Consider the following 25753-nt stretch of genomic DNA (forward strand, 5'->3'; position numbering starts at 1 on the left):
TGTTTTCCTTTCGTAGTTGAACAAGTCGTTTCGACTATCAGGAAAATTTTGGCCTGCCTCCAGTTCCAGAACTGTACTGGCGGTCAGCTCGCGAGCTTCTTCTCCTTTGCAAACGGGCTGAGACCGAGCCAGGTCTGCATGGCAGACGCGATGCGTCGCTCGCCAGTCAAAATCATGCGCTTGTTGGCAACGGCGGCGCGGACAGTATCCAGCCCCATCCAGATCGCGGTCATGGTCCGCAAGTCGACAGACACATAGAGGTCGACGTCGAATCCGGGATCGACTGAACAGAGATCGACGCCGTCCGTGGGGTCGACGATCAGCCACCAGGACCGCTGCGTGGCCGGAAGTTCGGGATAAATGAAGTGAATGACTTTTCGCCCCTGCGGCATCGGCGTCGGATTCAGATTCCGCCGCATATCCCACATCAGGAGTTGAACATCGAGATGCTGGAGCGACAAATCCGCTTCGATGCGGCGCTGGCCCCAGATGCCAAATGCCTCGACGATCGGTCCAAGTTCTCGCCCCGATGCGGTCAGGCGATATTCGAATGCGCCGGACTCCGAGCGCGACGCCTCGCGGGCGACAATCCCGGCGGCTTCAAGATCCTTGAGCCGCCGCGAGAGCAACGCCGGCGACATCCGCGGCACGCCGCGACGCAGTTCGTTGAAGCGCGTCGAGCCGGCGACGAGTTCGCGGAGCAAGATGACGGTCCAGCGCGTGCACAGAACCTCCGCGGCCATCGCAACCGGGCAGAACTGCCTGTAGCTACCCTCGGCCATGCTTCCCTCCATCTGGCTGAGACGCGAACTTACTGACGAAAGATCGCTGTTTCCAGTTCAGTTTCTGTACCGGGATCGATTCATTTCGTGAACTGGCCGCTCGCAACTTCGCTTGGTAACTGGCCGGAATGCGGGCTCCGGCTCGCCCGAACCCGGCTCTCAAGCCGCAAGTTTGAACTCCCAAATTGAAAAGGACCTTCCGTGAGAAAATTTCCGAGTAATCCGACTGTTCTGTTGACGTGCTTTGTGGTGCTGGGCGCAGCGGTGCTTCTGAGCGTCGGCATTGGACCCGCCTTTGCGGCTACAATTTTGCGCAGCGCCGACGTGAAAGCATCCGCCTCGGCTGTCTGGTCGGTGATCGGTCCGTTCTGCGCGATCAAGAACTGGTTGCCGCCAGTGGGCGAATGCATCGAGGACGGCAAGGCGCCACCGACCCGCGTTCTCGTGACCAGGGACGGCAAGGCCGCGTTTGTGGAAACGCAAACCGCGAGGAACGATAACGAGCACAGTTACTCCTATGCGTTCCTTTCGAGCCCACTACCGGTCTCGAACTACAAGGCGACGATCAAGGTTACGGCCAAGGGTGATGGGTCTTCGACCATCACCTGGAGCGGCTCCTATACCCCGGACCAGGGAAAGGAAAACGCAGCCAGTGAGGCGTTGATTGGCGTCTACGAAGCCGGGTTGGCCGAGATCAAGGCTAAGCTTGCGAAGTAATGCGACGGCCTTGCCCGTCTTAAAGCGCTGCGGCCGGCCGCGAACTCCTCGTTCGTGGCCGGCCGCATTGATCTTTTCCGACGGGCGGCGCCCACCGGCGCGATCGCGCGGCATAACCCGCGTCCCGAGGCGATGTTCGAGATGGTCCGGCCGGATTGAGCTTGCTGCCTCTTCGCCCTCGCCCGCCCAATTATTGTTTGCGATACTAACGGGATGCCGTGGTCAACCGCTGAATTTCGTCGAAAGTGGCGCAAAGTAGCGAAGCAGGCAGGCGTACCGGACAACGTGACTAACAGGGATAGTTGTCCCGCCGGCATGATCCGCGGCGGGCCTGACCGCGCCAAGGTATCTCAAAATACACTCTCAAGAGGCTCGACTACAGCGTGCGAATGGCGCGGCGCATGTCCGAAGATCCGCGCTGAGCGGACATCGATGGTCATCCCCAGATCGATGCTAATGACCCCATAGCGGACATTAGACGCGACTTCACGGTAATCATTCCAGCAATTGAACCAAAACCAAATCCGGCCACACCCAAACCAGGTAGAGCTAACGCAATGACTGCCCAACCCTGCCGGTTGATGGGTAATACGGCCTGGTCGTGGATCAGTGACTTGATGAACGGATGTTCGCATGGAGTTTTTCTTTTATGAAATTGTCGCTCGCATCGTCGCGATCTATTTGTGCGTCGACTGCTACCGCAAAATAAGGAATGGCCTTGTCGAGAGAAAAACCGCGTACTACGGCAGCGGTGATTTTCTGGACTGGTTGATTTTCGACTCGTCGCGCTGGGTTTCTCATAGAGATACCACCCCGGTCAGGTACTGGATACAAATCGGCCTCCAGATAATCGCCTTGGTCGGATGCCTCGGTGTTGCGATACTCGGGTGGTGGCATCCAACCACCTGAGCGTCCGCCGCTACGGCGTCGATGCCCTCTCCTTGCCAACCGCAGCGCAATCATCCTCGGCGAAATCTGTGATTATTGCCGCGCCAAACTGACCCGACGGGCAAATCATTTCTGATTTTCCGAAATCGTGTCAAGTCCGGAAATCAAAAATATTTCGCTTCCGCCATCGGGCAAATCACCGCTACAAACTTTTCTATCCCGTCCCACTCAGAGGGGCGTCGGCCATCGTCACGAACGTTGGGGCGGGTTGCGGTGGACGTGGAGGTGCTTTTGACGAACGGCATCGAAGCGTACGGCGAAGTCGTGTGGTCCTGACGCCTCGACGCTGGCGTCAAGTTGGCGGTTGCGCATCGATCCAAACGGATCGAGCGCGGTATCCCGCCGGCGACGGTGACAAGAAAGCCCGATCACCGGGGAGAGCGCGCTATAAGCCGTAAAGCCATTGCGCAGGGAATGTCGGATTGCCTCCGCTGCCCTGTATGCTCGTGTGCGCATCTTTTTGTGCACATTGCACACGAGACCGCGGGTGCAGCGCGCATCCGGCATTCCCTGCGCCCTCTCTTTTCGAGGGGCAGAATTTACATGCAAACCTCGGGCAGATCGTGCCGCGAGAACGCCGATGCATATCTGTGCCCTGACGCTCGGATCGGCTCCACAGGGGGAAGGCGTGCAGCGCCACAATCTGGAACTGACAGGCTCCGCAGGCGTTAGCCATCGCCGCCCGCCCGCGTCAATTTCTCCCTGTTTTCAAAGCGAAGTGTTCACCCCCGTCAGGCACTTTGCGCTAAAATAGCTTGTGCGCCGCCGATTCATGAGGACCCCCGCCATGAGCTTCCGCCGCGATTTCATCACCAAGCCGATCTTTTCCTGGGCGCGAGGCGTATTGCCTGCGATGTCCGACACCGAGCGCGAGGCGCTCGAGGCCGGCGATGTCTGGTGGGACGCCGACCTCTTCACCGGCAACCCCGATTGGTCAAAACTGCTCGCCAACGCGCCGGCGACGCTGACGGATGAGGAGCGCACATTTCTCAACGGCCCGGTCGACGAACTCTGTGCGATGCTCGACGACTGGAAGATCAATTGGGAGTGGCGCGACCTGCCGCCGGAGGCCTGGGCCTTCATCAAGCGTCACAAATTCTTCGGCATGATCATTCCAAAGGAATTTGGCGGGCTCGGCTTCTCGCCCTATGCGCATTCCGAAGTGGTGCGAAAAATCTCGTCGCGGTCGCTGGCCGCCGCCGTCACCGTGATGGTGCCGAACTCGCTCGGGCCCGGCGAATTGCTGATGCGCTTCGGCACCAGGGAGCAGCAGCAGCAATGGCTGCCGCGGCTCGCCGACGGCCGCGATATTCCCTGTTTCGGATTGACCAGCCCGGAGGCCGGCTCGGATGCGGCGTCGATGATCGACACCGGCGTCATCTGCAAGGGCAGTTTCGAAGGCCGCGAAGTGCTCGGGCTGCGCCTTAACTGGCACAAGCGCTACATCACGCTTGGGCCGGTCGCGACGCTGCTCGGCCTCGCCTTCAAGGCCTACGATCCCGATCATCTGGCAGGCCAGCAGGAAGACCTCGGCATCACGGTGGCGCTGATCCCGAGCCATCTGGAAGGCGTCCGGATCGGCCATCGGCATCTGCCGGCGATGCAGGTGTTTCAGAACGGCCCGAACTGGGGCAAGGACGTCTTTATTCCGATGGACTACATCATCGGCGGACAAGAGCGGCTCGGCCAGGGCTGGAAGATGCTGATGACGGCGCTGGCCGCCGGCCGCGGCATCTCGCTGCCGTCGCTGTCGGCCGCGGGCGCGGCTTACGCGGCGCGCACCACCGGCGCCTATGCCCGCATCCGCGAGCAATTCGGCATTGCCATCGGCAAATTCGAAGGCATCGAGGAGCCGCTCGCGCGCATCGCCGGGACTGCCTATCTGCTCGACGCCGCGCGGCGGCTGACCTGCGCCGCGCTCAATCAGGGCCATCATCCCGCGGTGATTTCCGGCATCATGAAGCTGCATGCCACCGAGCGGATGCGGATCGCGATCGACGACGCCATGGATATCCATGGCGGCAAGGCGGTGATCGACGGCCCGCAAAACTATCTGGGCGGCCTTTATCGCTCGGTGCCGGTCGGCATCACCGTCGAGGGCGCCAATATCCTGACGCGCAATCTGATCGTGTTCGGGCAGGGCGCGATCCGTGCCCATCCCTATCTGCTGCAAGAAATGAATGCGCTCGGCGAAGCGGACCGCGCCAAGGGCCTCGACGCCTTCGATGCGGCCTTCTGGAAGCATGTTGGCCACAGTTTTACGACCATGTTCCGGGCCTGGGGCCGGAGCTGGACCGGCGGCCTGTTCGCACCGGCGCCCGATGCGGGTGAGGCGACAAAATTCTATCGTCAGCTCTCGCGCTACTCCTCGGCCTTCGCGCTTTGCGCCGATATGGCGCTTTTGACGCTGGGAGGTGCGCTCAAGCGCAAGGAAATGCTGTCGGCGCGGTTCGGCGATATCCTGTCCGAGCTCTATCTGCTGTCGGCCGCATTGAAGCGCTGGCAGGACGAGGGGCGTCAGCAGGCCGATTTGCCCGCGCTCGAATGGTGCATGGCGAGCGGTTTCAAGACGATTGAGAACCGCTTTGCGGAGATACTTGCGAACCTGCCGAACCGGGTCGTCGCGGTGATCCTGAAATTCCTGATCCAGCCGTTCGGCGCGCGGGTGCTCGGGCCGTCGGACGTTGTGGTCCACCAATGTGCCCAGCTCGTGCTGGAGCCGTCGGCGGCGCGCGATCGCCTGACGCCCGACCTGTCGCATGTCGATGACGACCGCGGCGTGGCGCGGCTGGAGAAGGCGTTCCTGCTCGTGACCGCCGCGGAGGATATTGCCAGGAAGATGCATGCGGCGCGCCTGCACGACTGGAACGAAGCCGTGAAGAAGGGCGTCATCACGCAGGCCGAGGGCGAAAAGCTCGCGGCGGCGCAGGAAGCCGTCGCGAAAGTGATCGAGGTCGACGATTTCGCGCCGGAAGCGCTGTCGCCGATTTACAAGAAGCCCGCCGATGTGCATCAGTTCTTCCAGGAACTGGGTGAGCAGAGGGCGGCGAGCTGATGGCGCGACCGGTTTTTATTATCGACGGCAGCCGGACGCCGTTCCTTAAAGCGCGCTCCGGTCCCGGTCCCTTCACCCCGGGCGATCTCGCGGTGCAATGCGGCCGGCCTTTGCTGGCGCGGCAGCCCTTTGCGCCAACCGCCTTCGATCAGGTCATCCTCGGCTGCGTCAATGTCATTGCCGACGAGATGAACCCGGCCCGTGTCGCAGCACTTCGGCTCGGCATGGGCGAGAAAATGGTCGCCTTCACCGTGCAGATCAATTGCGGCTCCGGCATGCAATCGATCGACACCGGCTATCGTTATATCCGCGAGGGGGTCTCGGATCTGATCCTCGCCGGCGGTGCCGAGGCGCTCAGCCACGCCCCGCTGGTATGGCCGCAAGCTGGCGTGCGGTGGTTTGCAGGACTCGCCGGCGCCAAGGGCATTGGCGCCAAGATCGCCGCCGCTCTAAAGATCCGGCCCAGCTATTTGAAGCCGATCATCGGCCTCGAGCGCGGGCTGACCGATCCGATCACCGAACTCAATATGGGCCAGACCGCCGAAGTGGTCGGCCATCTCTTCGGCATCACCCGCGCCCAATCGGACGCCTATGCCGCCGAAAGCCACAAGCGGCTGGCGAATGCGCAAGTACAGGGGTTTCTCAAGGGTGAGGTCGAAACCTCGTTTGCGCGCGATGGCAAATTCTACGACCATGACGATGGCGTGCGGCCGGATTCCACGCCGGAGTCGCTCGCAAAATTGAAGCCGGTGTTCGAGCGGCCCTGGGGACAGGTTACGGCTGGCAATTCTTCCCAAATCACCGACGGCGCCTCGTGGGTAATTCTCGCTTCTGAAGAGGCCGTGGCAAAGCACGGCCTGACGCCGAAAGCGGTCATCCTCGACAGCCAGTGGTCGGCGCTCGATCCCTCGATCATGGGCCTCGGTCCGGTGCTGTCGGCGAGCGCATTGTTGAAGCGCAACGAATTGACACTCGCCGATATCGAGACCTGGGAATTGAACGAGGCTTTTGCCACGCAGGTGCTCGGATGTCTGGCGGCCTGGAACGATGAAAAATTCTGCCGCGAGATTCTCGGCCTCGAGGGCGCTGCAGGCCAGATCGATCAGACCAAACTGAACGTCGATGGCGGCGCCATCAGCCTCGGCCATCCCGTCGGCTGCAGCGGCAACCGTATCGTGCTGCACCTCGTCAATGCGATGAAGCGGCTCGGCACCCGGCGCGGCATCGCCACCGAATGTATCGGCGGCGGGCAGGGCGGCGCTATGTTGATAGAGACGGTGTGATCATGGATTCTGCGATCATGGACGTTCTCGGCGACCGTGTGCTCGAACTCGGGCCGGCGCCTGATGCCGCCGGCCCGTACAAAAACTTCAAGCTCACCCGAGATGCCGACGGCATCGCCTGGCTGTTGTTCGATCGCGAGGGCTCAAGCGCCAATACGCTGTCAGCCGATCTGATCGAAGAACTCGACAAGGTGCTGGCGGAGCTGGAAGGCCAGCGGCCCGCCGGGCTGGCGATCCGTTCCGCGAAAAAGTCCGGTTTCATCGCCGGCGCCGACGTCAACGAATTCCGTGGCGCCACTGATCCGCGCGCCGTCGAGATGCAAATCGGCCGGGCCCATGCGGTGATCGATCGTCTCGAGGCCTTGCGCATTCCCTCGGTCGCCGTGATCCACGGTTTCTGCCTCGGCGGTGGCCTGGAGGTGGCGCTGGCCTGCCAGATGCGGATTGCGATCGACGACGCGCGGTTCGGTTTTCCGGAGGTGATGCTCGGCCTGCATCCCGGCCTCGGCGGTACCGTGCGTTTCACGCGCCTGGTCAATCCGATCCAGGCGATGCCCTTGATGCTGACCGGCAAAACCATCGACGCGCGCAAGGCAAAATCGCTGGGGCTGGTCGATGCGGTGACGCAGGAGCGCCACGTCCGCAATGCCGTCAAGGATGCCGTATTCGGCCGCTTGAAGCAGGCCAGGCCCGCGCTTCTCACGAGCATTTTGAATATTGGTCCGGTGCGCGGCTTGCTTGCCTCGCGCATGCGCGCCGAGGCCGGCAACGCCGCTCCGCAGGAGCATTATCCCGCGCCTTACGCGCTGATCGATCTCTGGGAGAAGCATGGCGGCGACAGATCCGCGATGCTGAGCGCCGAGAAGACCTCGTTCGCCAATCTGATGGTGACGCCGGCGGCGCAAAACCTGATCCGGGTGTTTTTTCTGCGTGAGCAGATGAAGAAGCTTGCGGGATCAGGCAACAAGATCGGGCATGTCCACGTCATCGGCGCCGGCGCGATGGGCGGCGACATCGCCGCATGGTGCGCCGGCCAGGATATGCGGGTGACGCTCGCCGACATGAAGCCGGAGCCGATCGCGGGTGCGATCAAGCGCGCCGCGGATTTGTTCGGCAAGATCATGCGCAAACGCACCGATGTGCGGGATGCGCTTGACAGGCTGATGCCGGATATGGGCGGCGAGGGCGTTCGCAACGCCGACCTCATCATCGAGGCCGTGCCGGAAAAGCTGGAGCTGAAGCAAAAAGTCTATGCCGGGTTGGAGCCAAAAATGAAGCCCGGCGCGATCCTCGCCACGAACACCTCGAGCATTCCGCTGCAGGATCTGCGCACCATGCTGGCAAGGCCGGAGCGGCTGCTGGGACTGCATTTCTTCAATCCGGTGTCGCGGCTGCAGCTTGTCGAAGTCGTCAGTCATGACGCCACCGATCCGCAACTATTGAAGGAGGCGCTGGCGTTCGTCGGCGCCATCGACCGGCTGCCGCTGCCGGTGAAGAGCTCGCCCGGTTTTCTGGTCAACCGCGCGCTGACGCCCTACATGCTGGAGGCGATGGTGATGCTGGACGAGAGGATCGACAAATCGGTGATTGATGCGGCCGCGAAAAAGTTCGGTATGCCGATGGGCCCGATCGAGCTCGCTGACCAGGTCGGCCTCGATATCTGCCTCGATGTCGGCGACATGCTGCGCTCGAAATTCGGCGATTCCCTGCCGCCAACGCCGGCCTGGCTGCGCGAGAAGGTCGCCAAGGGTGAACTCGGCCGCAAGAGTGGCAAGGGGTTTTACGCATGGAAGGACGGCAAGGCCGACACGACGCCGGCTTCGCCTTCGACGGCGGAACCGACACCGGAAATGGTCGATCGCCTCGTGCTGCCGATGTCGAATGTCTGCGTCGCGGCCTTGCGTGAAGGCATCGTCGACAATGCCGACGTGGTCGACGGCGCCATGATCTTCGGCACCGGCTATGCGCCGTTCCGCGGCGGTCCCTTGAACTATGCGCGGAGCCGCGGGGTGGACAATGTGGTGTCGACGCTGCGCGCGCTGGCCGAAAAGTTCGGCGGACGCTTTACGCCTGATGCAGGCTGGGAGACTTTCAAGTGACCGATACGCATGTACATGCGCCAGAGTGCCTGGAGACCGAGCCGCTCGGCGATCTCTGCATCCGCACGCTGGCGATGCCGGCCGACACCAACGCCAACGGCGACATCTTTGGCGGCTGGCTGCTCAGCCAGATGGATCTCGGCGGTGGCGTGTTCGCCTCCAAGATCGCGAAATCCCGCACGGTCACGGTCGCGATCGAGGCGATGAATTTCCGCAAAGCGGTTTATGTCGGCGATCTCGTCTCCGTGCACGCCAATCTGGTCCGGGTCGGGCGAACCTCGATCACGGTCCATCTCGAAGCCTGGGTGCTGCGCCGCAAGGAGATGCTGTCGATCCTGGTCACCGACGGCAATTTCACCTACGTCTCGATCGACGAGCAGGGCCGCCCGCAGGCGATCCAGCGGGAGGGCACGCCGATTTCGGCGTAACTTGCGCCGTCATCGCTTTCCTGTCTTCCAAATATTCCTTGCTACGAAAAGCCGTGCGCCAATTCGGACCTGTTGCGGGGGCCCGACTTGCCAATGATGCTGTCAAAGTCTCTAAGTTACGCGCTGAAAGCGTACGACCGCGGAGCTGGCGCGCCGCAGCGCGCAACGACGACAAGATCATTCGGGAGAAAACCATATGCGACTGACAGCCCCGCGCGTTGTGCCCGCCGCAGCCGAAAGCTGGACCGAGGAACAGCGCGCGATCGTGGAGCCCATGCTGGCGCGCGGTCCGGTCCTCAATATCTTCCGCACCCTGCTCAACCATGCCGCGGCGGCCAAGGCCTTCCTCGTCTGGGGCGGCTATGTCCTGAGCCGCAAGAACACGCTGCCGCCGCGCGAGCGCGAGATCGTGATCCTTCGCACCGGTTTCCTCTGTCGCGCCGGCTATGAATGGACCCAGCATGTGCCGATCGCGCGTCGTGCCGGCCTGACCGATGACGAGATCGCCCGGATCAAGCTCGGCGCCGACGTACCCGGCTGGAGCCAGCCCGATGCGGCCTTGTTGCGGGCGACCGATGATCTGCATCGCGAGCAGTTCGTCACCGAACCGGTCTGGGCGGAGCTGGCGCGGCACTTTGAGGAACGCCAGCGCATGGACGTGGTCTTCACGGCAGGCCAGTACACCCAGGTCTCGATGATGCTCAACAGTTTTGGCGTTCAGCTCGACGAAGGCCAGATGCTGGATTCCGATCTGAAGGGATTTTGAGATGAGCGGTCGTCTGCAGGGCAAGATCGCCATCATTGCCGGCGCGGGCCAATCCGCCGGCGAAACCATCGGCAATGGCCGGGCCATGGCGGTGCTTTTCGCGCGCCACGGCGCCCAGGTTCTGTGCGTCGATCGTGACCTGGCAAGCGCTGCGGAAACGGTTGCCATGATTGCCGAAGAAGGCGGGAGCGCTGCGCCGTTTCGCGCAGATATATCGCGCGACGTCGACTGCGCAGCTGTGATCGCCGAGGCAAAATCGCGCTGGGGACGGATCGATATCCTGGTCAACAATGTCGGTATTGGTGGCGGCGGCGACGGCCCCGCCCACCGAGCCGCCGAGCAGGCCTTTGACCGCATCCTCAACGTCAATCTGAAGTCCGCGTGGATGACGATCAAGCACGTCATTCCCATCATGCGCGAGCAGGGCGGCGGATCCATCATCAACATCTCGTCGCTGGCCTCGCTCTCTGGCAACAATCAGGTGGCGTACGAGGTTTCCAAAGCCGGAATGAACCGGCTCACCACCAGTGTCGCCAACGCCAATGCCAGCCACGGCGTGCGTTGCAACGCCGTGCTGCCGGGCCTGATGGACACGCCGATGGCCATTTCCGGGATCGCCGCGGCGATCGGCTCGACGACGTCAGCGGTGCGCGAAGCGCGCAACGCCCGTGTACCTCTGCGCGGCAAGATGGGAACCGCCTGGGACACGGCCCACGCCGCTCTATTTCTAGCTTCCGACGAAGCCAATTTCATCACCGGCGTGCTGCTGCCGGTCGACGGCGGGATGGCGGCACGCGTCGGCTGACGATGTACCGGCGCCAATCTGCCAATTGATCCCGGTCTACTTCTTGTCGGCCGCCGCGAACACCTCCCTGCAGGCCGCCACGCCGTTGATGGCGGCGGCAACGCCGACATAAGGCACGAGCTGCATCATGATCTCGACCAGTTCCTCGCGGGTGACGCCGCATCGCAAGGCGCCGCCGATATGGGTGCGTAATTGTGGCGCCGCGGTGCCGAGGGTTGCCAGCGCCGCTTGCAGGCGGGTTGGCCTTACGCGCGGAATGCTCCATGCTGTAGGGCCGGCATCGGTAAGCGTCAATCAAGCCAGGTTCGTCGTGCGCATCGGGGGGGAATATGTTCAGCCGCTGCCTTAGGGCGCTGGCGCTTTGCGCAGCCGCCGCGATGTTCTCGGCCTCCGCAGTGGCGCAAACCTATCCCGTGCAACCGATCAAGGTCTTGATCGGATTTGGTCCAGGCTCCGCCGCGGATGTGCTGGCGCGGCTGGTCGGCAAGCAGATGGAGGCCAGCCTCGGTCAACCCCTCGTGGTCGAGAACCGCCCCGGCAACAGCAGCATGATCGCGGCCGAAGCGGTGATGCGCGCGCCGGCCGACGGTTACACGCTGTTCATGGCGACGATCGCCAACACGCTCAACCCGGCGGAGACCAAATCGAATTTCAACCTCGGGCGGGACCTGGCGCCGATCACGCTGCTCGGCACCGTTCCGAACGTGCTGGTGGCGCATCCGTCGGTGCCGGCCAATAATCTGCAGGAGCTGATTGCGCTGGCGAAGAGCAAGCCCGATACCCTGACGTTCGGCTCCTCCGGCTACGCCACGGCAAGCTACATGGCGGCCGAACTGTTCAACGCCAAGGCGGGCACCCACATCGTGATGGTGCCCTATCAGGGCGGCAGCAACCAGGCGCTCTCGGACCTGCTCTCGGGCCGCATTACGCTGATGTTCAACGTCGCCGCGACGCTGGCGCCGCATGTCGAGGCGGGCAAGCTGAAGGCATTCACGGTGGCGCAATCGAAGCGCGCATCGATCATGCCCGATGTCCCGACGCTGAACGAGGCGGGAATGGCGGGCTACGACGCCGGAATCTGGATCGGACTGCTCGCGCCGGCTGGAACGCCGCCGGCGATCATCGAAAAACTGTCGGTGGCGGCCAACGAAGCGTTGAAGACCGAAGATGTTCGCACCGCGCTGAAGCGGCAGGGCACCGACCCCGTGGGCGGCACGCCGAAGGAGTTTTCCGACTTCATCCGCGCCGACATCGAAAAATGGGCCGCGGTTCTCGCGTCGGCCGGCGCGAAGAATTGAGAGTCCTGCGGGCTCGCTGGATACCATTTCTACCGGCCGTCAGAGGTGCTAGTCTTTGGGAATTGCGCAGAGCCTTTTTCTCAAGGGGGGCACATGCGACGGCGCGAGTTCATCACGCTTGTGGGCGGTGCGGCCGCGGTATGGCCGCTTGTGGCGCGCGCGCAGCAACCTGCCATGCCGGTGGTTGGATTTCTTAACGCCCGCTCGGCCAAGGATACGACGAGACTGGTCGCCGCGTTCAAAAAAGGATTGGAAGAATCCGGCTCCTCCGAAGGCAAGAATGTTTCGATCGATTACCGTTTCGCGGATGGCCGGCTGGACCGGTTGCCGGAATTGGCGGCCGATCTGGTCCGCCGACCCGTGACCGTGCTTGCGGCTACGGGTGGCGCGAACGCCGCGGTCGCGGCCAAGGGCGCGACCTCCACCATTCCTGTTGTCTTCGTGATCGGCGGCGATCCGGTCGGATTGGGTCTGGCCGCCAGCCTTTCGCATCCGGGCGGCAATGCCACGGGGATGACGATCATTTCCGGGGACCTTGCGCCGAAGCGGCTGGGGTTGTTGCGTGAGCTCGTTCCGAACGCGACCCTGTTCGCGGCCCTGACCAATCCCAATACGCCGGAGGGACGGGCGCGGTCGGCTGACATCCACGCGGCGACGGAGGCGCTGGGATTAAAGCTTCGCTTTCTGGAGGCGAGCGACGAGGCGGGGCTCGAAAGCGCGTTCGCAACCCTTGCGAACGACAAGCCCGATGCCTTGCTGGTCGGCAGCGATGCGGTGTTCGACGTGCATCGCGACAAGCTCGTCGCGCTGGTGGCGGCAATGGCGATTCCTGCGATCTTTCAGTTTCGCGACTTTGCTGCTGCGGGTGGACTGATGAGCTACGACCCGGACATCCTCGATGCCTATCGCCAGGCCGGCGTTTACGCCGGCAAGATCCTGAAGGGCGCGTCGCCCGCGGATTTACCGAGTCTCCGGTGAAGAATGGCCTTTTCACGCAGGCAACGGATTTAGCTGAGGGAAGAGGCTGGCGAAGAAGAGGCACAACAAAATCCTGAGCCACTTGACGAGGCGGCGGAAGTTGTAGCCGGCGGCGGCGAGGATGGCGTTGTTGAGGTCGCCATTGCGGTGGGCGAGATAGTTGCGGCCCATTCGGTGCTCGTCCTTGAGATGGCCGATGACTGGCTCGACGGCAGAGCGGCGACGCATCTCTCGTTTGATCGCCGGGGTCACGCGGCGCTTCTGTTTTGAGGTGTAGATTTTGAACTTGTAGTCGGGTGGCGCGTTGTGGCCGCGATAGCCGGCATCGGCGTGGAGCCGATCGATCGTAGCGCCGACGAGTTTCTCGATCCCCGGGATCACCTCAGCCAGCGTATGGCCGTCATAGGGATTGCCCGGCAGCGCCTGTACATGGGCGACGAACTGGCCGCCCTTGCTATGCTTGAGGGGGATGGCAACGCTGACCTTGACGCCGAACTCGTAAGGCTTGTGGGCCTTGCCCTTGCCGATGCATTCCACTTCGGGGGCATGCAGGCTGTAGACCTTGGCGCCGCGCTGCCCGCGTTCCTGCTCGCGCACCCGCCGGCTAAGGCTGAGCAGGTGAGCGAAGCTGCCCTCGAGCCCATGGTCGCCGTCGATCTTGCGGGCAATGTCGCGGATGACGCGGCCCAGATAGGTCTTGAGCGTGCGCAGAGCCCGGTTGGCGCGCTTGAACTGCTTGGCATGGGCGTAACGCTGATGCTGGATCAGCGCGGACTTGCCGACCCGCGTGTACGACTGCCGGAGCTCCACGCCCAGCTTTTTGGCCAGCGTCGCCAGCTTCTCACGGGCCCGGTTCAACAGCTTGGCGTCGGTCGGGAAGGCAACGTTCTTCGGCTGCACCGTGGTGTCGACAATGACGCGCGAGAGTTCCGAAGGCTTCATCGCGCCGGTTCGCGTCGCTACCGCCAGGCTCTCCTGCAACAGCGCTTGCAGCCGCTCCTCTCCCATGCGGTTGCGCCAGTGGGTCATCGAGGAGCGATCGAGCGGCAGCCGGTGCTGGAAAAACTCCTCGCCGCAAAAGTACTGGTAATACGGGTTCTCGATCCACTGCTCGCACACCACTTCGTCGCTGAGGTTGTAGGTGTGCTTGAGAATCGCCAGCCCCGCCATCAGCCGGGTCGGCAGCGGCGGCCGGCCGGAGCCGTCGGCGTAAACCGCCCCGAACTTCTCTTCCAGAAATCCCCAGTCGATCGTCCGCGCCAGCTTCGCCAGCGCGTGATCCATGTTGATGACCTGGTCCAGCCGCGAACGAAACAGATCCTGCTCGCCGCTTTCCCGCCGCTCCCGTGGCCGCATCGAATCCCCTCCGATCACATGATCGGTAGAGAATCACAGCTTCAGATTCGAGGGAATCCTCAACACGAATTTGCAAGAAAATCGACGCAGCAGCTACGATTGCCGGCAAATCCAATCACAGCAATCCCCGCAATTTCCATTGCCAATCAATCGCTTCGGGATATTTCACGGAGGACTACCGATCCAGCAGCCGACAAAATTCCAGCTGGTGATCAATCTCAAGACCGCCAAGGCGCTCGGCCTCACGATCCCGGCGACGCTGCTCGCCCGCGCCGACGAGGTGATCGAGTGAGGCTTGCGCGCCGGCGAGGGCGATCTACGCCAGCCGTTGACGGTCGGCTTCCCCGGCATCGTATAGTTCGACGGGCGTCGCGAGCCCCTTCAGGTCGTACTTCGTTCCGTCGCGGTTGACCATGTCCTGCTCACAGCGGTCCCGCACCGCACCCGTGACCAGAATCTGTCCGGCGCGGGCAACCGACTGGGCGCGGGCGGCGGTGTTCACGACCGTGCCGATCGCGGTGAGATCGCGATGCGACTGACCGAATTCACCGAAGCTGACCTTGCCGCTTGAGATGCCGATGCCGATACAGAGGCTGTCCTCGCCGATGTCGAGCCCCTCGACCAGCTCAGTACGCCGGGCGCGCCAGCGGCGCTGGATTTGCCGCGCGACGCGCACCGCCTGCGCTGCGTGATCGTCCTGCCGGATCGGAAAATTGAAGACCGCCATGATGGCGTCGCCGAGCGTCTTGTTCAGTAGTCCGTCGTGCTTCCAGATCGCTTCGGCGCACTCGTCGTAAAAGGCGTCGAGCGTCGAGTTCATCTCGCTCGAAGCCAGCGACTGGGACGCGGCCGTATAGCCCCGTAAGTCCGCGAACAGCACCGTTGCGTCGATCGTGACGTTGCGGGCCTTCATGATCCGCGTAAAGGCCAGTTCGCAGAATGTGCAGGTGTTCGGATTCATCCGGCTTGGCCGCAGGCCGAGCATTCGATAGGGGATAGAGAGAGGACCGCGCAACAGTACCGGGAGATGCAGATTTTGCCAGCACCCCTTGCAGATCATCGAATGGTGCTGGTGCATCGGATCGCTCCCGCCAGCCTGCCGATCGTGTCACCCACAATGAACCTCGCGTGGGCCACGTCAATATGCCCTCTGGGTCAAAATAGCCGGCTTTGAGCCATTGCCAGCTGTCGGCAGCCGGGTCGCGCCGCTTCCGTATCCCGATCGGCGCTGTTACGTTGCCTCCCGCAAACAGAGGCAGGCGCAGGGCGGCATCGATCGTTCGGCGAAGTGTGGGAAGGAGACGTAACGATGTTTTCGCACGTGATGATCGGAACCAACGATTTGGACAAGGCCAAGTTGTTCTATGATGCGTTGCTGGGTACGCTCGGCGTGCCCCCGGGCAGGGTCGACCGCTACCGGATTTTCTACCGCACCAAGACCGGTACCTTCTCGGTGACGAAGCCGATCGATGGCAAGGCTGCGACCCCTGCCAATGGCGGCACCATCGGTTTTGCCGCAGCCTCCGCCGAGCAAGCCGATGCGTGGCATGCGGCCGGCCTCGCCCATGGCGGCAAGACCTGCGAAGAGCCGCCCGGCATTCGCGAAGGCGGCGGCGTCAAACTCTACATCGCCTATTTGCGTGATCCCGACGGCAACAAGCTCTGCGCCTTGCACCGGGTGGAGTGAGCTCCGCGGGCCTGGTCACCTCGCCCCGATTGCGGGCCTCGCGAAGAGCGGGGAGAGGGAGACCACCGAACTCATCGCGCCTTAGCGTCCCTTGAAGGCCGCCTTGCGCTTTTCCTTTACCGCCAGCCTTGCTTCCTCCGCGTCCTCGCTTTCCTTGACCTCGTGGAGGGTGCGCTGGGCCCGGCCGGATTGTTCGGACGGTCCCTGCGCCAAAACGCCTTCCGTGACAAAGCGCTTCAAGGTCTTCAGCACCAGCGGCGAGAACTCGGCCATTTCGCGCGCCATCTTCAGCGCGACCGGGACCTGCTGTCCGGCCGGAACCACCTCGTTGACGAGGCCGATGGCGTAGGCGCGCTGCGGATCGAGGACGCGGCACAGCAGCATCATTTCCATCGCGATCTTGTGCGGAATGCGCGCCGCGAGGCCGGCAATCAGGCCGCCGGTAAAACCCAGTCGCGCTTCGGGATAGGAGAATTTGGCGTTCTCCGCCGCCACCGTGAGGTCGCACATCATCGAGAGCACCAGCGCGCCGCCGACGCACCAGCCGCCGACCGCGGAAACAATCGGCTTGGCGGTCTCAAAGCCGACGGTCGGAATGCAGCGCCACAGTTCCGGAAAATTGCCGGTGTCGGCGCCGCCGGAAAAAGCTTCGTTGCCGGCGCCGGTCACCACCGCGGCCTTCTGCGTCGGCGAGCGCTCGAAATCGACAAATGCCTTTTGCAGCATCAGCGCCGTCTCGGCGCAAATCGCGTTGCGGCGTTCCGGCCGGTTGATCGTGATCAGCGTGGTGCCGTCGGTGTAGTTCTCGACCAGGACCTTTTGCATGGTTCTTCCTTTTTCAATGGACATACAGCAGACGAGACGAGATCGTTGGCGCAACCAGCAAAGCCGTCGCCGCGATGGCGAGCCTTTCCTTGATCATATACTTGGGCGCGCTAGTCTGGCCAATATCGATGCCGCCCGCGGGGCGGGTATGTTTGCCGCAGCCGGTGCTGTTCAGCTCCTGCAGCGCCATTTGATCCACCGGCTGACCGCGGGAGCGGTCAAGGGGCGGGGCGCGTCCGCGCCTTTCAAACAATTGGGACGGTACCGCTGGCGCCAAGGCTGCCGGATCAAATCCTGGACAGTCCGCGCGCAAAGGGATTCCGTGCACGGGATCGGCTATCGGAGTCCTTCGGCAGTTTGTCTGCGTCGAAATTCAACGCCGCGCGTTTTCGAGCCGGCTCTGGCGACGTATCCTGGCCAAGGAAAAGCGTGGCCTCGAAGGTCACGCCCGGCGCCTGTTGGGCCGTTCCCCGGCACGAAGCCGTCATGCCATTGACTTTCCCCGTCAACCTCACTTCGACCTCGTCGATGCCGAAAACAGTGGGTGGGCCCGCGGCATGCCTTCTGGTCGTCAGCGCTGCGGTGAATCGATCGTCATCGACTTCGTACGAGCCACTGTAGGTGAATATGCTGTCGCCACCCGATATCCTGCCATTTGCAAGATTCACGATGCCGGTGCCTTCGCCTTGCGAAGTCCTGAACCAGGCAGCATATCGGCCATCTCTGAGCATGCAAAACTCTCACATAGAGAGAACTAACGGTTGGTGCTGACTAAAGGTCGGTGCCTTCAACGGCTACCGGGGCGTCGCGCAATAGTTAACGCTCTGGAAACGGTGAGCAGGAAATTGTAGCTGTTTCAAAACATATGAGGCTTGGGTTCTATTTGAACGGCTCACAGTTCACGGAAGCATTGCCCAGCACCGTGAAACGCGGCGCCTTGTTGTAGAAGGAGCCTGCAGCACCCGGGTCGTCTTCCGGAGGATGGGCGTTGTCCATCAGAAACACGACGTCTTCATCAATGTTGCCGCGGATCCAGCAGGAGTTTTCCTTGCGTACGACGGTCGCCAGATATTTGCCGCCGCGCAGCCGGCGGGTCTGCTCCTTGTCCAGCCAGATGCGCAGGACATCGAGCCCGGTTTCTACCTTCACCCCGGCATTCGTGCGTGAAAACGGTACCAGGCTCATCAGGGTCCGGCCGGCTTCGTCGGTAGCGCCGATTTTGACGTAGAAGCGGCCCTGCTGCGACTCGCAGGTAAACAGCGTCTTCTCGGCCGACGTATCGTTCCAATTGGCCGGGTATTGTTTGCGCTGCTGCTCGCAACCATCCGCGGAAAAGGCGCGAGCCGGCGCGGTCGTGGCGACGACCAGCGCGACTGCGAGAAACGCGCGTCGATCTCTCATACGCACCCCAAACGGCCCAGAGACGAGGCATCATATCGGGTCAACTCACCACTCTGGAAGCGAAACGCCAAGCCGATCCGCCCCACCGATCATCGAGGAGATGGCGGGTTACGCTGTCGCTAATCGGCCCGAAAGCATCACCTCTCCAGTTCCTCCAACACCTTCGGCGGCGACATCGGCAGCGCGTAAAAGCGTTTGCCGAGCGCGTTGTGGACGGCGTTGGCGACCGCGGCCATCACCGGGACCAGCGGCACTTCGCCGACGCCCTTGACGCCTTGCGGATGCTTTGGGTTCGGCACTTCGACCATCACGGTGTCGAGCATCGGCAGGTCCGAACAAACCGGCATGCGATAATCGAGGAAGCCGGGGTTATCGACCGTGCCTTGCTTGTTGTAGATGTACTCTTCGTTGAGCGCCCAGCCGATGCCCTGGGCGACGCCGCCCTGCATCTGGCCCTCGACATAGCTCGGATGCACGGCGCGGCCGACATCCTGCACGGCGGTATAGCGGATCACGCGCACGATCCCGAGTTCGACATCGACCTCGACGTCGCAGATATGGGTGCCGAAGCCGCCTTCCGCGCCTTCGGTGTTGAGCTGCACGCCGGCGCCGATCGGCCCGCCCATCGACGGGGCCTTTGCCGCCAACTCGGCCAAGGTCAGCGGCTCGAACTGGCCGGCATTGGGGCTTGCCGGATGCGCGGCGCCATTTTCCCATTTCACCGCGTCCGGGTCGATCTCCCAGATCTTTGCCGCGCGCTCGCGCAGCGTGGCGATAATCTTGTCGGTCGATTGCGTCACCACCATCGCGGAGGCAAACAGGACACGGCTGCCACCTGTGAGGTTCGAGAAGCCGACGGTCGCGGTGTCGCCGATCAAAACCGAGACGCGGCGGTAGTCGATGCCGAGCAATTCGGCGCAGATATTGGCGATCGCCGCGCGCGAGCCGCCGATATCCGGATGGCCGGTGGTGACGACGACATTGCCGTCCTCGGTGATGTTGACCTGCGCCGAGGATTCGCCGCCGGCGTTGAACCAGAAGCCGGATGCCACGCCACGGCCTTGAAACTTGCCGAGCGGCGCGGTGTAATGCGGATGCGCTTTCGCAGCCTCCAGCGTTTCGATGTAGCCGATGCGCGGAAATACCGGGCCGTGCGCCGCTTTCGTCCCCTGCTTTGCGGCATTCTTCAGCCGCAACTCCAAGGGATCCATTTTCAGTGCCTCGGCCAGTTCGTCCATCACGCACTCCACCGCATACGCCCCGATCGGCGCGCCCGGCGCGCGATAGGCGGCGACCTTGGAGCGGTTGGAGAGCACGTCGAACCCGACCGACAGCACGTGCGGGATGTCGTAGGGCGAAAAACTGCAACCCACCGCGCCGCGGATCGGCGAGCCCGGCAGCGCGCCGGCCTGCAGATAAAAGGTGCCTTGGGCGGCGACGATGGTGCCGTCCTTTTTGGCGCCGATCTTGACCGTGCTCTTCGAGCCTGACGTTGGCCCCGTCGCCCGCATCACTTCCTCGCGGGTCATCACCATCTTCACCGGCCGACCGGATTTCTTCGCCAGCAACGTCGCGAGCGGCTCGAGATAGACGATGGTCTTGCCGCCAAAGCCGCCGCCGATTTCGGCCGGGATGGCGCGGATGTCGCTCTGCGGGAAGCCGGTCAGATACGCCGTCATCGCGCGCACCATGAACTGGCCCTGGCTCGAACTCCAGATCGTGGTCTTGTTGTCGGCCGCGACGCTGACGAGGCAGGCGTGCGGCTCGATATAGCCCTGATGCACTGGACGCGTGGTGAAGGTGCGCTCGACCACCACCTCGGCCTCGGCAAAACCCTTCGCGATGTCGCCCTTCTTGACCTCGAGGCGGCCGGCAATGTTGGACGGCTTGCCCTCGAATTTGAGGAATTCGTGCAGGATCGGCGCGTCGGGCTTGATCGCGTCGTCGATCTCGACGGTCCACGGCAGCACCTCGTAATCGACCTCGATCAGCTCGCAGGCTTTTGCGGCGATCGCCTCTGTGGTGGCGGCAACGGCCGCTATGGGGTGGCCGGGGAACAGCGCCTTCTCGCGCGCCATCACGTTGCGGCACATCCAGCGCATGTCCTGGATGCCGAGCATCACCGACTTGTCGACCGGGAAGTCGACGATATCGCGCGCGGTGACCACGGCTTTTACCCCCGGCAGCGCTTCCGCCTTCGAGGTGTCGATCGATTTGATGCGCGCGTGCGGATGCGGGCTGCGCAACACCTTGCCCCAGATCATGCCGGGCATATTGGTGTCGGCGGCAAAGGCCGCGCGGCCCGTGACCTTGTCGACGCCGTCAGGGCGAATGGTACGCTGGCCGATCCATTTGTTGTTGGTAACGACGTTCATTGTGCTGCCTCCTGCATTTCGGCTGCGGTTTCGAGAACCGCGCGAACGATCTTGTCGTAACCGGTGCACCGGCACAGATTGCCGGCGAGCCAGAACCGGACCTCTTCCTCGCTCGGCCGCGGATTCTTCCGCAACAGCGCGTCGGAGGCGACCAGCATGCCCGACGTGCAGATGCCACACTGCAGCGCCGCCATTTCCAGGAACTTTTGCTGCAGCGGATGCAGCTTCTCGCCATGGGCCATGCCTTCGATGGTTCTGATCTCATGGCCCTCGGCTTCGGCCGCGAGCATCAGGCAGGAACAGATCAGGCGATCGTCGATGGTGATGCTGCAGGCGCCGCAATCGCCGGACGCGCAGCCTTCCTTCGAGCCGGTCAGGCCGAGCGGCCCGCGCAAGGCGTCGAGCATGGTGTCGCTGGGCTCGCAGAGAAACTCCATCGGCTCGCCGTTGATGGTGGTGGAAACATGCAGCTTGGCCATGGTCTTCAATTCCCTTTCGCGCGCTTGGCGGCGATAGCCGTCGTGCGCTTCAGCAGCACGCCGGCAACTTTGGTTCGGTAAGTGATGGTGCCGCGCTTGTCGTCGATTGGACGGCAGGCGGCGGAGCAGGCGGCTGCCGCGGCATTCAATGCCGCATCGTCGAGCTTGCTGCCGATCAGCGCCTTCGCCGCCGCCTCGACCAGCAGCACGGTGGGCGCCACGGCGCCGAGGCCGATGCGGGCCGCGGTGCAGACGCCGTCTTTCAGCGTGAGGCTGACGCCGACGCCGACCACGGCGATGTCCATTTCCGTTCGCGGGATCATGCGCAGATAGGCGTCGCTTGAACCCTTTGGGCGCGGCGGCAAGGTGAAGCTGACAAGAATTTCGCCCGGCAACAGATTGGTGCGTCCCGGTCCGGCCGGCACGTCTTCCACCTTCATCTGCCGGCGGCCGTTCGGCCCCTGTACGGTGACGATGGCACCGGCGGCGACCATGGCCGGCACGCTGTCGCCGGCCGGAGAACCGTTGCACAGATTGCCGCCCGCGGACGCCCGTCCCTGCACCTGCTTGGAACCGATCAGATTGACGGCCTCCAGCACGCCGGGCCAGACCTTGCCGAAGCGCGCATGCTCGGCCAGCGCCATGCCCGAGGCGGCGGCGCCGATGCGGAAGCCGCCATCCGCGGTCTCCTCGATGGCAGTCATCTCGGCGATTTTCTTGATGTCGACGATCAGGCCCGGCTTCAGAACGCCGGAACGCATTTGCACCAGAAGGTCAGTCCCGCCGGCCAGGATGCGCGCAGCGCTTCCGGCAGCAGCAAACGCGCCAATCGCTTCATCAAGCGAACTGGGCGCCAAATATCGGAGTTCCGTCATGGCCTTCCGTCATCTCCCTTTTTCTGCCGCCCCATATGGACGTCGGCCTTGTCTCCGGCCTGCAGTCGAAGGAGCCTACACGGGCAAACAGGGTTGGAACAGCCTCCGGGGTCCGACCTAAGCGGCTTGCTCCTATGCGTCCGGCGAGAGTCCGTCACGCCACCGTCATTGCGGCGCGCCGGCCGACAACCACTCCCGGATCACCGCGCGCTCGTCTCCCGTCATCTCGGTGACGTTGCCCGGGGGCATCGCGTTCGCCCAAGCTGCGTTCCGTCCGATCAGCCGGGCATTGCGCTTGATGTGCGCTGAATCGTCCAGCAAAATGCCCTTCGGCGCGGTGACGATCGAGGCCCAGACCGGCTCGGCGCCGTGACACATGCTGCATCGGGACAGCACGATCTCTTCGACATTGGCATAATTCGCCGGCGCATGCGCCGATCCCACCCTGGCGTCGCGGGGCCCGGCCGCCGACAGCAGCGCGATGGCGATCATGCCGCAGGCCGCCACGCCCCACACCCACCACGGCGATTCTTTCCCTGCGTGCCGGGCGTTGAAGAAATGCCGGATGATCGGGCCCAGCGCGAGCACGATCGCAACGATCAGCCAGTTGTAGCGGGTGGCGAACAGCAGGGGATAATGGTTGCTGATCATCAGGAAGATGACCGGCAGCGTCAGATAATTGTTGTGGACCGACCGCTCCTTGCTGGTCTTGCCGAGTTTTGGATCGGGCGATTGCCCGGCCAGCAGTGCGGCTACGATCTTCTTCTGGTTGGGAATGATGAGTGCGAACACGTTGGCGACCATGATGGTTCCGACGATCGCACCGATCTGGTTGAACGCGCCGCGCCCGCTCAGGACATGGGTGAAGGCGTAGGTTAGTCCGACCAGGAACAGATAGCCGCCGATCGCGAAACGCAGCTCGTATTGCGCCAGGCCCGACCGGCAGGCGCCTTCGTAGAGCAGCCAAGCCAGCGCGAGGCTGCAGAAGGAGAACAGTCCCGCCTGCAGGGGTGTCAGTTCGAGCACCGATTTGTCGACCAGGAACAGTTCGGCATCGAGGTAGTAGACGACCACCATCAGGGCGAAGCCCGACAGCCAGGTGGTGTAGGCCTCCCATTTGAACCAGGTCAGTTCGTCCGGCATCTCGCTCGGCGCCAACAGATATTTGACCATCCGGTAGAAGCCGCCGCCATGGACCTGCCACGCCTCGCCCTGCACGCCGTCGGGCAGGCTCGCGCGTGGCTTCAAGCTCAGGTCGAGGTGGATGAAGTAGAACGAACTACCGATCCATCCGATGCCGGCCACCACGTGCAGCCAGCGCAGGATCAGGCTGGACCATTCCGTCAGTATCGATCCCCACATCATCGGTCAGTGCGTCCCGCAGGCAAGGCGCCGGCGACGGGCCGTCGTTTCGGCGCGGGAAATCAGCTCGATGGCCCCACATCGTCTATCTCTGGTGCTTGCAACTTTCGGGCCCGGTTTGCCTCGGTGCAATAGGGGGAGCGGATATTTCGGCACCTTTTTCGCAGCGCATTTGCCTTAACCAGGATTCGTCTTTCGGAGACGCGCCGATCTGCGATGGCGATTTGCCTCGTTGACCCCATCACAGAACCGCCGCACCATATGGCCTGTTTTGCCCGTAGGGTGCCGCCATGGCCGGACTGTCGCATCGCCAGACTGAAATCCTCAACATCGCGCGCGCCTTCGGCCGGGTGATGGTGGAGGATCTTGCGCGCCGCTTCGAGGTTTCGGCGCAGACCATCCGCAAGGATCTCAACGATCTCTGCGACCAGCGCTCGCTGACGCGCATCCACGGCGGCGCCATCATCGCCTCCGGCGTCGAAAACCTCGCCTATGAAGCGCGCCGCTTTGTCGCTGCCGAGGAGAAGCGGGCGATCGGCATTGCGGCGGCGGCGCGGATCCCGAACGGCTGTTCGCTGTTCATCAATATCGGCACCACCACGGAAGAAGTCGCGAGCGCGCTGACCTCGCATGAGGATCTGCTGGTCATCACCAACAACCTCAATGTTGCGATGCTGCTGTATCGGCATCCGCGCATCGAGGTGATCGTCGCCGGCGGCGCCGTTCGCCGCGCCGACGGTGCGGTGATCGGTTCGACCGCGACCAGCCTGATCGGCCAGTTCAAGGTCGATTACGCCATCATCGGCGCATCCGCGATCGACGAGGAGGGTGCGCTGCTGGATTTCGACTATCGCGAAGTCCAGGCGGCGCAGGCCATCATCGCCAACGCGCGTAGCGTCATGCTGGTGGCCGACGCGACCAAGCTGCGGCGCAGCGCGCCGGTCCGCATCGCCCATATCAGCCAGATCCAGACCTTTGTCACCGATGCGCCGCTGCCGGCCGGATTGGCCAATATTTGCCATACCCGCGGCATCGAGGTGGTCGAGGCGATGGACAAGCCGGCGGCCGACATCGATGAGCCGGTGGTAGAGCCGGTCCCGGCGGCTGTCAGGCTGCGCTAGGGGCCTGGGATCCCATAGGCGTTTTTGCCCGAATAGCTGCTTGTGTTGCTCGCGGGGCATAACGGCTCGCGCGGAAACTCGACTAGATTGGTCGCGATTTCAATGTGATTTGATCCAAAGTCACTTGATCCAAACTTTTTGGGCACAAAGGGGGCGCGCGTGAACAGACTTGCCGGTGCTGTCTCCATTCTTGCGGCCAGCGTCGTCGGCGCTTCGGCCGCCGATCTTGCGGCCCGTCCTTACGCCAAGGCGCCGTCTCCCGTGGCTGTCGCGGCCAATGACTGGAGCGGCTTCTATGTCGGCGCCAATGGCGGCGGCGCGTGGAGCCGCAAGTGCTGGGATGCGGTGCCGTTCACCATCGATCTCGTTTTCGTTCCGCCGTTTACGATCGCAGGTCCCGAAGGATGCCATACCGCGAGCGGTGCGACCGCCGGCGGCCAGGTCGGCTATCGCTGGCAGCGCGCCGCCTGGGTGTTCGGCCTGGAAGCGCAAGGCAATTGGGCCGATCTGACCGGCTCGAATGCGTCTCAGATCGATCTCCTGGCGGGCTTTGGCAACCGCACCAAGATCGATGCCATCGGCCTGTTCACCGGTCAGGTCGGCTACTCCTGGAATTCGTTCCTGCTCTACGTCAAGGGCGGTGCGGCGGTCGCGCACGACAAGTACGAAGGTTTCCTGACCGCGCCTCAGGTTGCGTTGCCCGCCGGCTTTATCTCGGACCGCGGCAGCGAAACCCGTTGGGGTGGCGTGGTCGGGATCGGCGGGGAGTATGCGTTCAACCGGAATTGGTCGCTCGCGCTCGAATACGATCATCTGTTCATGGGCGAGCGCGACGTTCGCTTGACCTATGATCCGGCCTTTATCGCTGCGCTGAACCACGATGAACGCATCCACCAGGACGTCGACATGGTCACCGCGCGCATCAACTACCGATTCGGCGGTCCAGTCGTTGCGAAGTATTGATCTCCCGCTGAAGTTTCAGAAAATCCAAAGCCCCGGCATCGTCCGGGGCTTTTTCATGCGGGCTTTGGGTCCGGGGATTCGGTTTTCGCCTTGCTTTCGTTTTTGTTTGTGATTTAATCCAAACCGAAAGTAAAATCGCCGAAGTGAAGA

General features: G+C 63.0%; 25 protein-coding genes and 1 pseudogene. 13 read left to right on the forward strand and 13 right to left on the reverse strand.

Translation table 11 applies throughout. The annotated features are described in order from the left end of the window. Positions 1-83 precede the first annotated feature (83 nt). Complete coding sequence (locus tag V1289_RS33365; RefSeq protein ID WP_334402420.1) at positions 84-782, reverse strand: winged helix-turn-helix transcriptional regulator; 699 nt, start codon at positions 780-782, stop codon at positions 84-86. A 201-nt stretch (positions 783-983) separates the two neighbouring features. Between V1289_RS33365 and V1289_RS33370 the strand changes: the two genes are divergently transcribed. Next, positions 984-1499, forward strand: a complete 516-nt coding sequence (locus tag V1289_RS33370; RefSeq protein WP_334402422.1) for an SRPBCC family protein — start codon at positions 984-986, stop codon at positions 1497-1499. Between the two features lie 606 nt (positions 1500-2105). Here V1289_RS33370 and V1289_RS33375 read toward each other — a convergent pair. Then, positions 2106-2396 carry a hypothetical protein gene (locus V1289_RS33375; protein WP_334402424.1) on the reverse strand — a complete coding sequence of 97 codons (291 nt, stop codon included), beginning with the start codon at positions 2394-2396 and terminating at the stop codon, positions 2106-2108. Between the two features lie 838 nt (positions 2397-3234). Here V1289_RS33375 and V1289_RS33380 point away from each other — a divergent pair. From V1289_RS33380 to V1289_RS33405, 6 genes are all read left to right on the forward strand, one after another. Beyond that, on the forward strand, positions 3235-5502 hold the full coding sequence (locus V1289_RS33380) for an acyl-CoA dehydrogenase (RefSeq protein ID WP_334402425.1): 2268 nt from the start codon (positions 3235-3237) through the stop codon (positions 5500-5502). Next, positions 5502-6785 (forward strand): acetyl-CoA C-acetyltransferase, encoded by a 1284-nt coding sequence (locus tag V1289_RS33385; protein ID WP_334402427.1) that lies wholly within the window; start codon positions 5502-5504, stop codon positions 6783-6785. The genes V1289_RS33380 and V1289_RS33385 overlap by 1 nt, the downstream gene beginning before the upstream one ends. Positions 6786-6787: 2 nt before the next feature. Next, on the forward strand, positions 6788-8884 hold the full coding sequence (locus V1289_RS33390) for a 3-hydroxyacyl-CoA dehydrogenase NAD-binding domain-containing protein (protein WP_334402428.1): 2097 nt from the start codon (positions 6788-6790) through the stop codon (positions 8882-8884). Then, positions 8881-9312 (forward strand): acyl-CoA thioesterase, encoded by a 432-nt coding sequence (locus V1289_RS33395; protein ID WP_442896100.1) that lies wholly within the window; start codon positions 8881-8883, stop codon positions 9310-9312. The genes V1289_RS33390 and V1289_RS33395 overlap by 4 nt, the downstream gene beginning before the upstream one ends. A 196-nt stretch (positions 9313-9508) precedes the next feature. Next, positions 9509-10078 carry a carboxymuconolactone decarboxylase family protein gene (locus V1289_RS33400; protein ID WP_334402430.1) on the forward strand — a complete coding sequence of 190 codons (570 nt, stop codon included), beginning with the start codon at positions 9509-9511 and terminating at the stop codon, positions 10076-10078. 1 nt (position 10079) lies between these two features. Next, on the forward strand, positions 10080-10883 hold the full coding sequence (locus tag V1289_RS33405; RefSeq protein ID WP_334402431.1) for an SDR family NAD(P)-dependent oxidoreductase: 804 nt from the start codon (positions 10080-10082) through the stop codon (positions 10881-10883). A 36-nt stretch (positions 10884-10919) separates the two neighbouring features. Here V1289_RS33405 and V1289_RS33410 read toward each other — a convergent pair whose 3' ends face one another. Continuing rightward, on the reverse strand, positions 10920-11177 hold the full coding sequence (locus V1289_RS33410) for a carboxymuconolactone decarboxylase family protein (RefSeq protein WP_334402433.1): 258 nt from the start codon (positions 11175-11177) through the stop codon (positions 10920-10922). A 35-nt stretch (positions 11178-11212) separates the two neighbouring features. Here V1289_RS33410 and V1289_RS33415 point away from each other — a divergent pair, with 35 nt between their 5' ends. Continuing rightward, the gene (locus V1289_RS33415) at positions 11213-12181 is read left to right on the forward strand and encodes a tripartite tricarboxylate transporter substrate binding protein (protein WP_334402435.1); all 969 of its coding nucleotides are present in this window, start codon (positions 11213-11215) and stop codon (positions 12179-12181) included. Positions 12182-12274: 93 nt separating this feature from the next. Continuing rightward, positions 12275-13159, forward strand: coding sequence for an ABC transporter substrate-binding protein (locus V1289_RS33420; protein WP_334402436.1), 885 nt, complete (start codon positions 12275-12277; stop codon positions 13157-13159). A 12-nt stretch (positions 13160-13171) separates the two neighbouring features. Here V1289_RS33420 and V1289_RS33425 read toward each other — a convergent pair whose 3' ends face one another. Beyond that, the gene (locus V1289_RS33425) at positions 13172-14515 is read right to left on the reverse strand and encodes an IS5 family transposase (protein ID WP_334402437.1); all 1344 of its coding nucleotides are present in this window, start codon (positions 14513-14515) and stop codon (positions 13172-13174) included. Positions 14516-14684: 169 nt separating this feature from the next. Between V1289_RS33425 and V1289_RS33430 the strand changes: the two are divergent. Beyond that, positions 14685-14807, forward strand: a pseudogene (locus V1289_RS33430) (ABC transporter substrate-binding protein); the annotation flags it as partial. A gap of 24 nt (positions 14808-14831) precedes the next feature. Here V1289_RS33430 and V1289_RS33435 read toward each other — a convergent pair. After that, entirely contained in the window at positions 14832-15593 is a 762-nt protein-coding gene (locus V1289_RS33435) for an adenylate/guanylate cyclase domain-containing protein (RefSeq protein ID WP_334402439.1), read from the reverse strand. A 231-nt stretch (positions 15594-15824) separates the two neighbouring features. Between V1289_RS33435 and V1289_RS33440 the strand changes: the two genes are divergently transcribed. After that, entirely contained in the window at positions 15825-16202 is a 378-nt protein-coding gene (locus tag V1289_RS33440) for a VOC family protein (RefSeq protein WP_309182966.1), read from the forward strand. 81 nt (positions 16203-16283) lie between these two features. Here the strand turns inward: V1289_RS33440 and V1289_RS33445 are convergent, their stop codons facing one another. The 8 genes from V1289_RS33445 to V1289_RS33480 form a co-directional block, all read right to left on the reverse strand. Next, entirely contained in the window at positions 16284-17027 is a 744-nt protein-coding gene (locus V1289_RS33445) for an enoyl-CoA hydratase/isomerase family protein (protein ID WP_334402440.1), read from the reverse strand. Between the two features lie 13 nt (positions 17028-17040). Further along, positions 17041-17217, reverse strand: coding sequence for a hypothetical protein (locus V1289_RS33450; RefSeq protein WP_309182968.1), 177 nt, complete (start codon positions 17215-17217; stop codon positions 17041-17043). Positions 17218-17314: 97 nt separating this feature from the next. Next, positions 17315-17758: a GrlR family regulatory protein gene (locus tag V1289_RS33455; protein WP_334402443.1), complete on the reverse strand. Its 444-nt coding sequence runs from the start codon at positions 17756-17758 to the stop codon at positions 17315-17317. A 148-nt stretch (positions 17759-17906) separates the two neighbouring features. Continuing rightward, positions 17907-18428 (reverse strand): hypothetical protein, encoded by a 522-nt coding sequence (locus V1289_RS33460; protein ID WP_334402444.1) that lies wholly within the window; start codon positions 18426-18428, stop codon positions 17907-17909. A 137-nt stretch (positions 18429-18565) separates the two neighbouring features. Beyond that, positions 18566-20803, reverse strand: coding sequence for a xanthine dehydrogenase family protein molybdopterin-binding subunit (locus V1289_RS33465; protein WP_334402446.1), 2238 nt, complete (start codon positions 20801-20803; stop codon positions 18566-18568). After that, the gene (locus tag V1289_RS33470) at positions 20800-21282 is read right to left on the reverse strand and encodes a (2Fe-2S)-binding protein (protein ID WP_334402448.1); all 483 of its coding nucleotides are present in this window, start codon (positions 21280-21282) and stop codon (positions 20800-20802) included. The genes V1289_RS33465 and V1289_RS33470 overlap by 4 nt, the downstream gene beginning before the upstream one ends. A 5-nt stretch (positions 21283-21287) precedes the next feature. Next, complete coding sequence (locus V1289_RS33475; RefSeq protein ID WP_334402450.1) at positions 21288-22157, reverse strand: FAD binding domain-containing protein; 870 nt, start codon at positions 22155-22157, stop codon at positions 21288-21290. 165 nt (positions 22158-22322) lie between these two features. Beyond that, on the reverse strand, positions 22323-23519 hold the full coding sequence (locus V1289_RS33480) for a urate hydroxylase PuuD (RefSeq protein ID WP_334407782.1): 1197 nt from the start codon (positions 23517-23519) through the stop codon (positions 22323-22325). Between the two features lie 290 nt (positions 23520-23809). Here V1289_RS33480 and V1289_RS33485 point away from each other — a divergent pair, with 290 nt between their 5' ends. Then, positions 23810-24640, forward strand: a complete 831-nt coding sequence (locus V1289_RS33485) for a DeoR/GlpR family DNA-binding transcription regulator (protein WP_334402452.1) — start codon at positions 23810-23812, stop codon at positions 24638-24640. Between the two features lie 159 nt (positions 24641-24799). Then, positions 24800-25603: an outer membrane protein gene (locus V1289_RS33490; RefSeq protein WP_334402454.1), complete on the forward strand. Its 804-nt coding sequence runs from the start codon at positions 24800-24802 to the stop codon at positions 25601-25603. Positions 25604-25753 lie beyond the last annotated feature (150 nt).

The sequence above is a fragment of the Bradyrhizobium sp. AZCC 2289 genome, assembly GCF_036924615.1.
GTDB lineage: Bacteria > Pseudomonadota > Alphaproteobacteria > Rhizobiales > Xanthobacteraceae > Bradyrhizobium.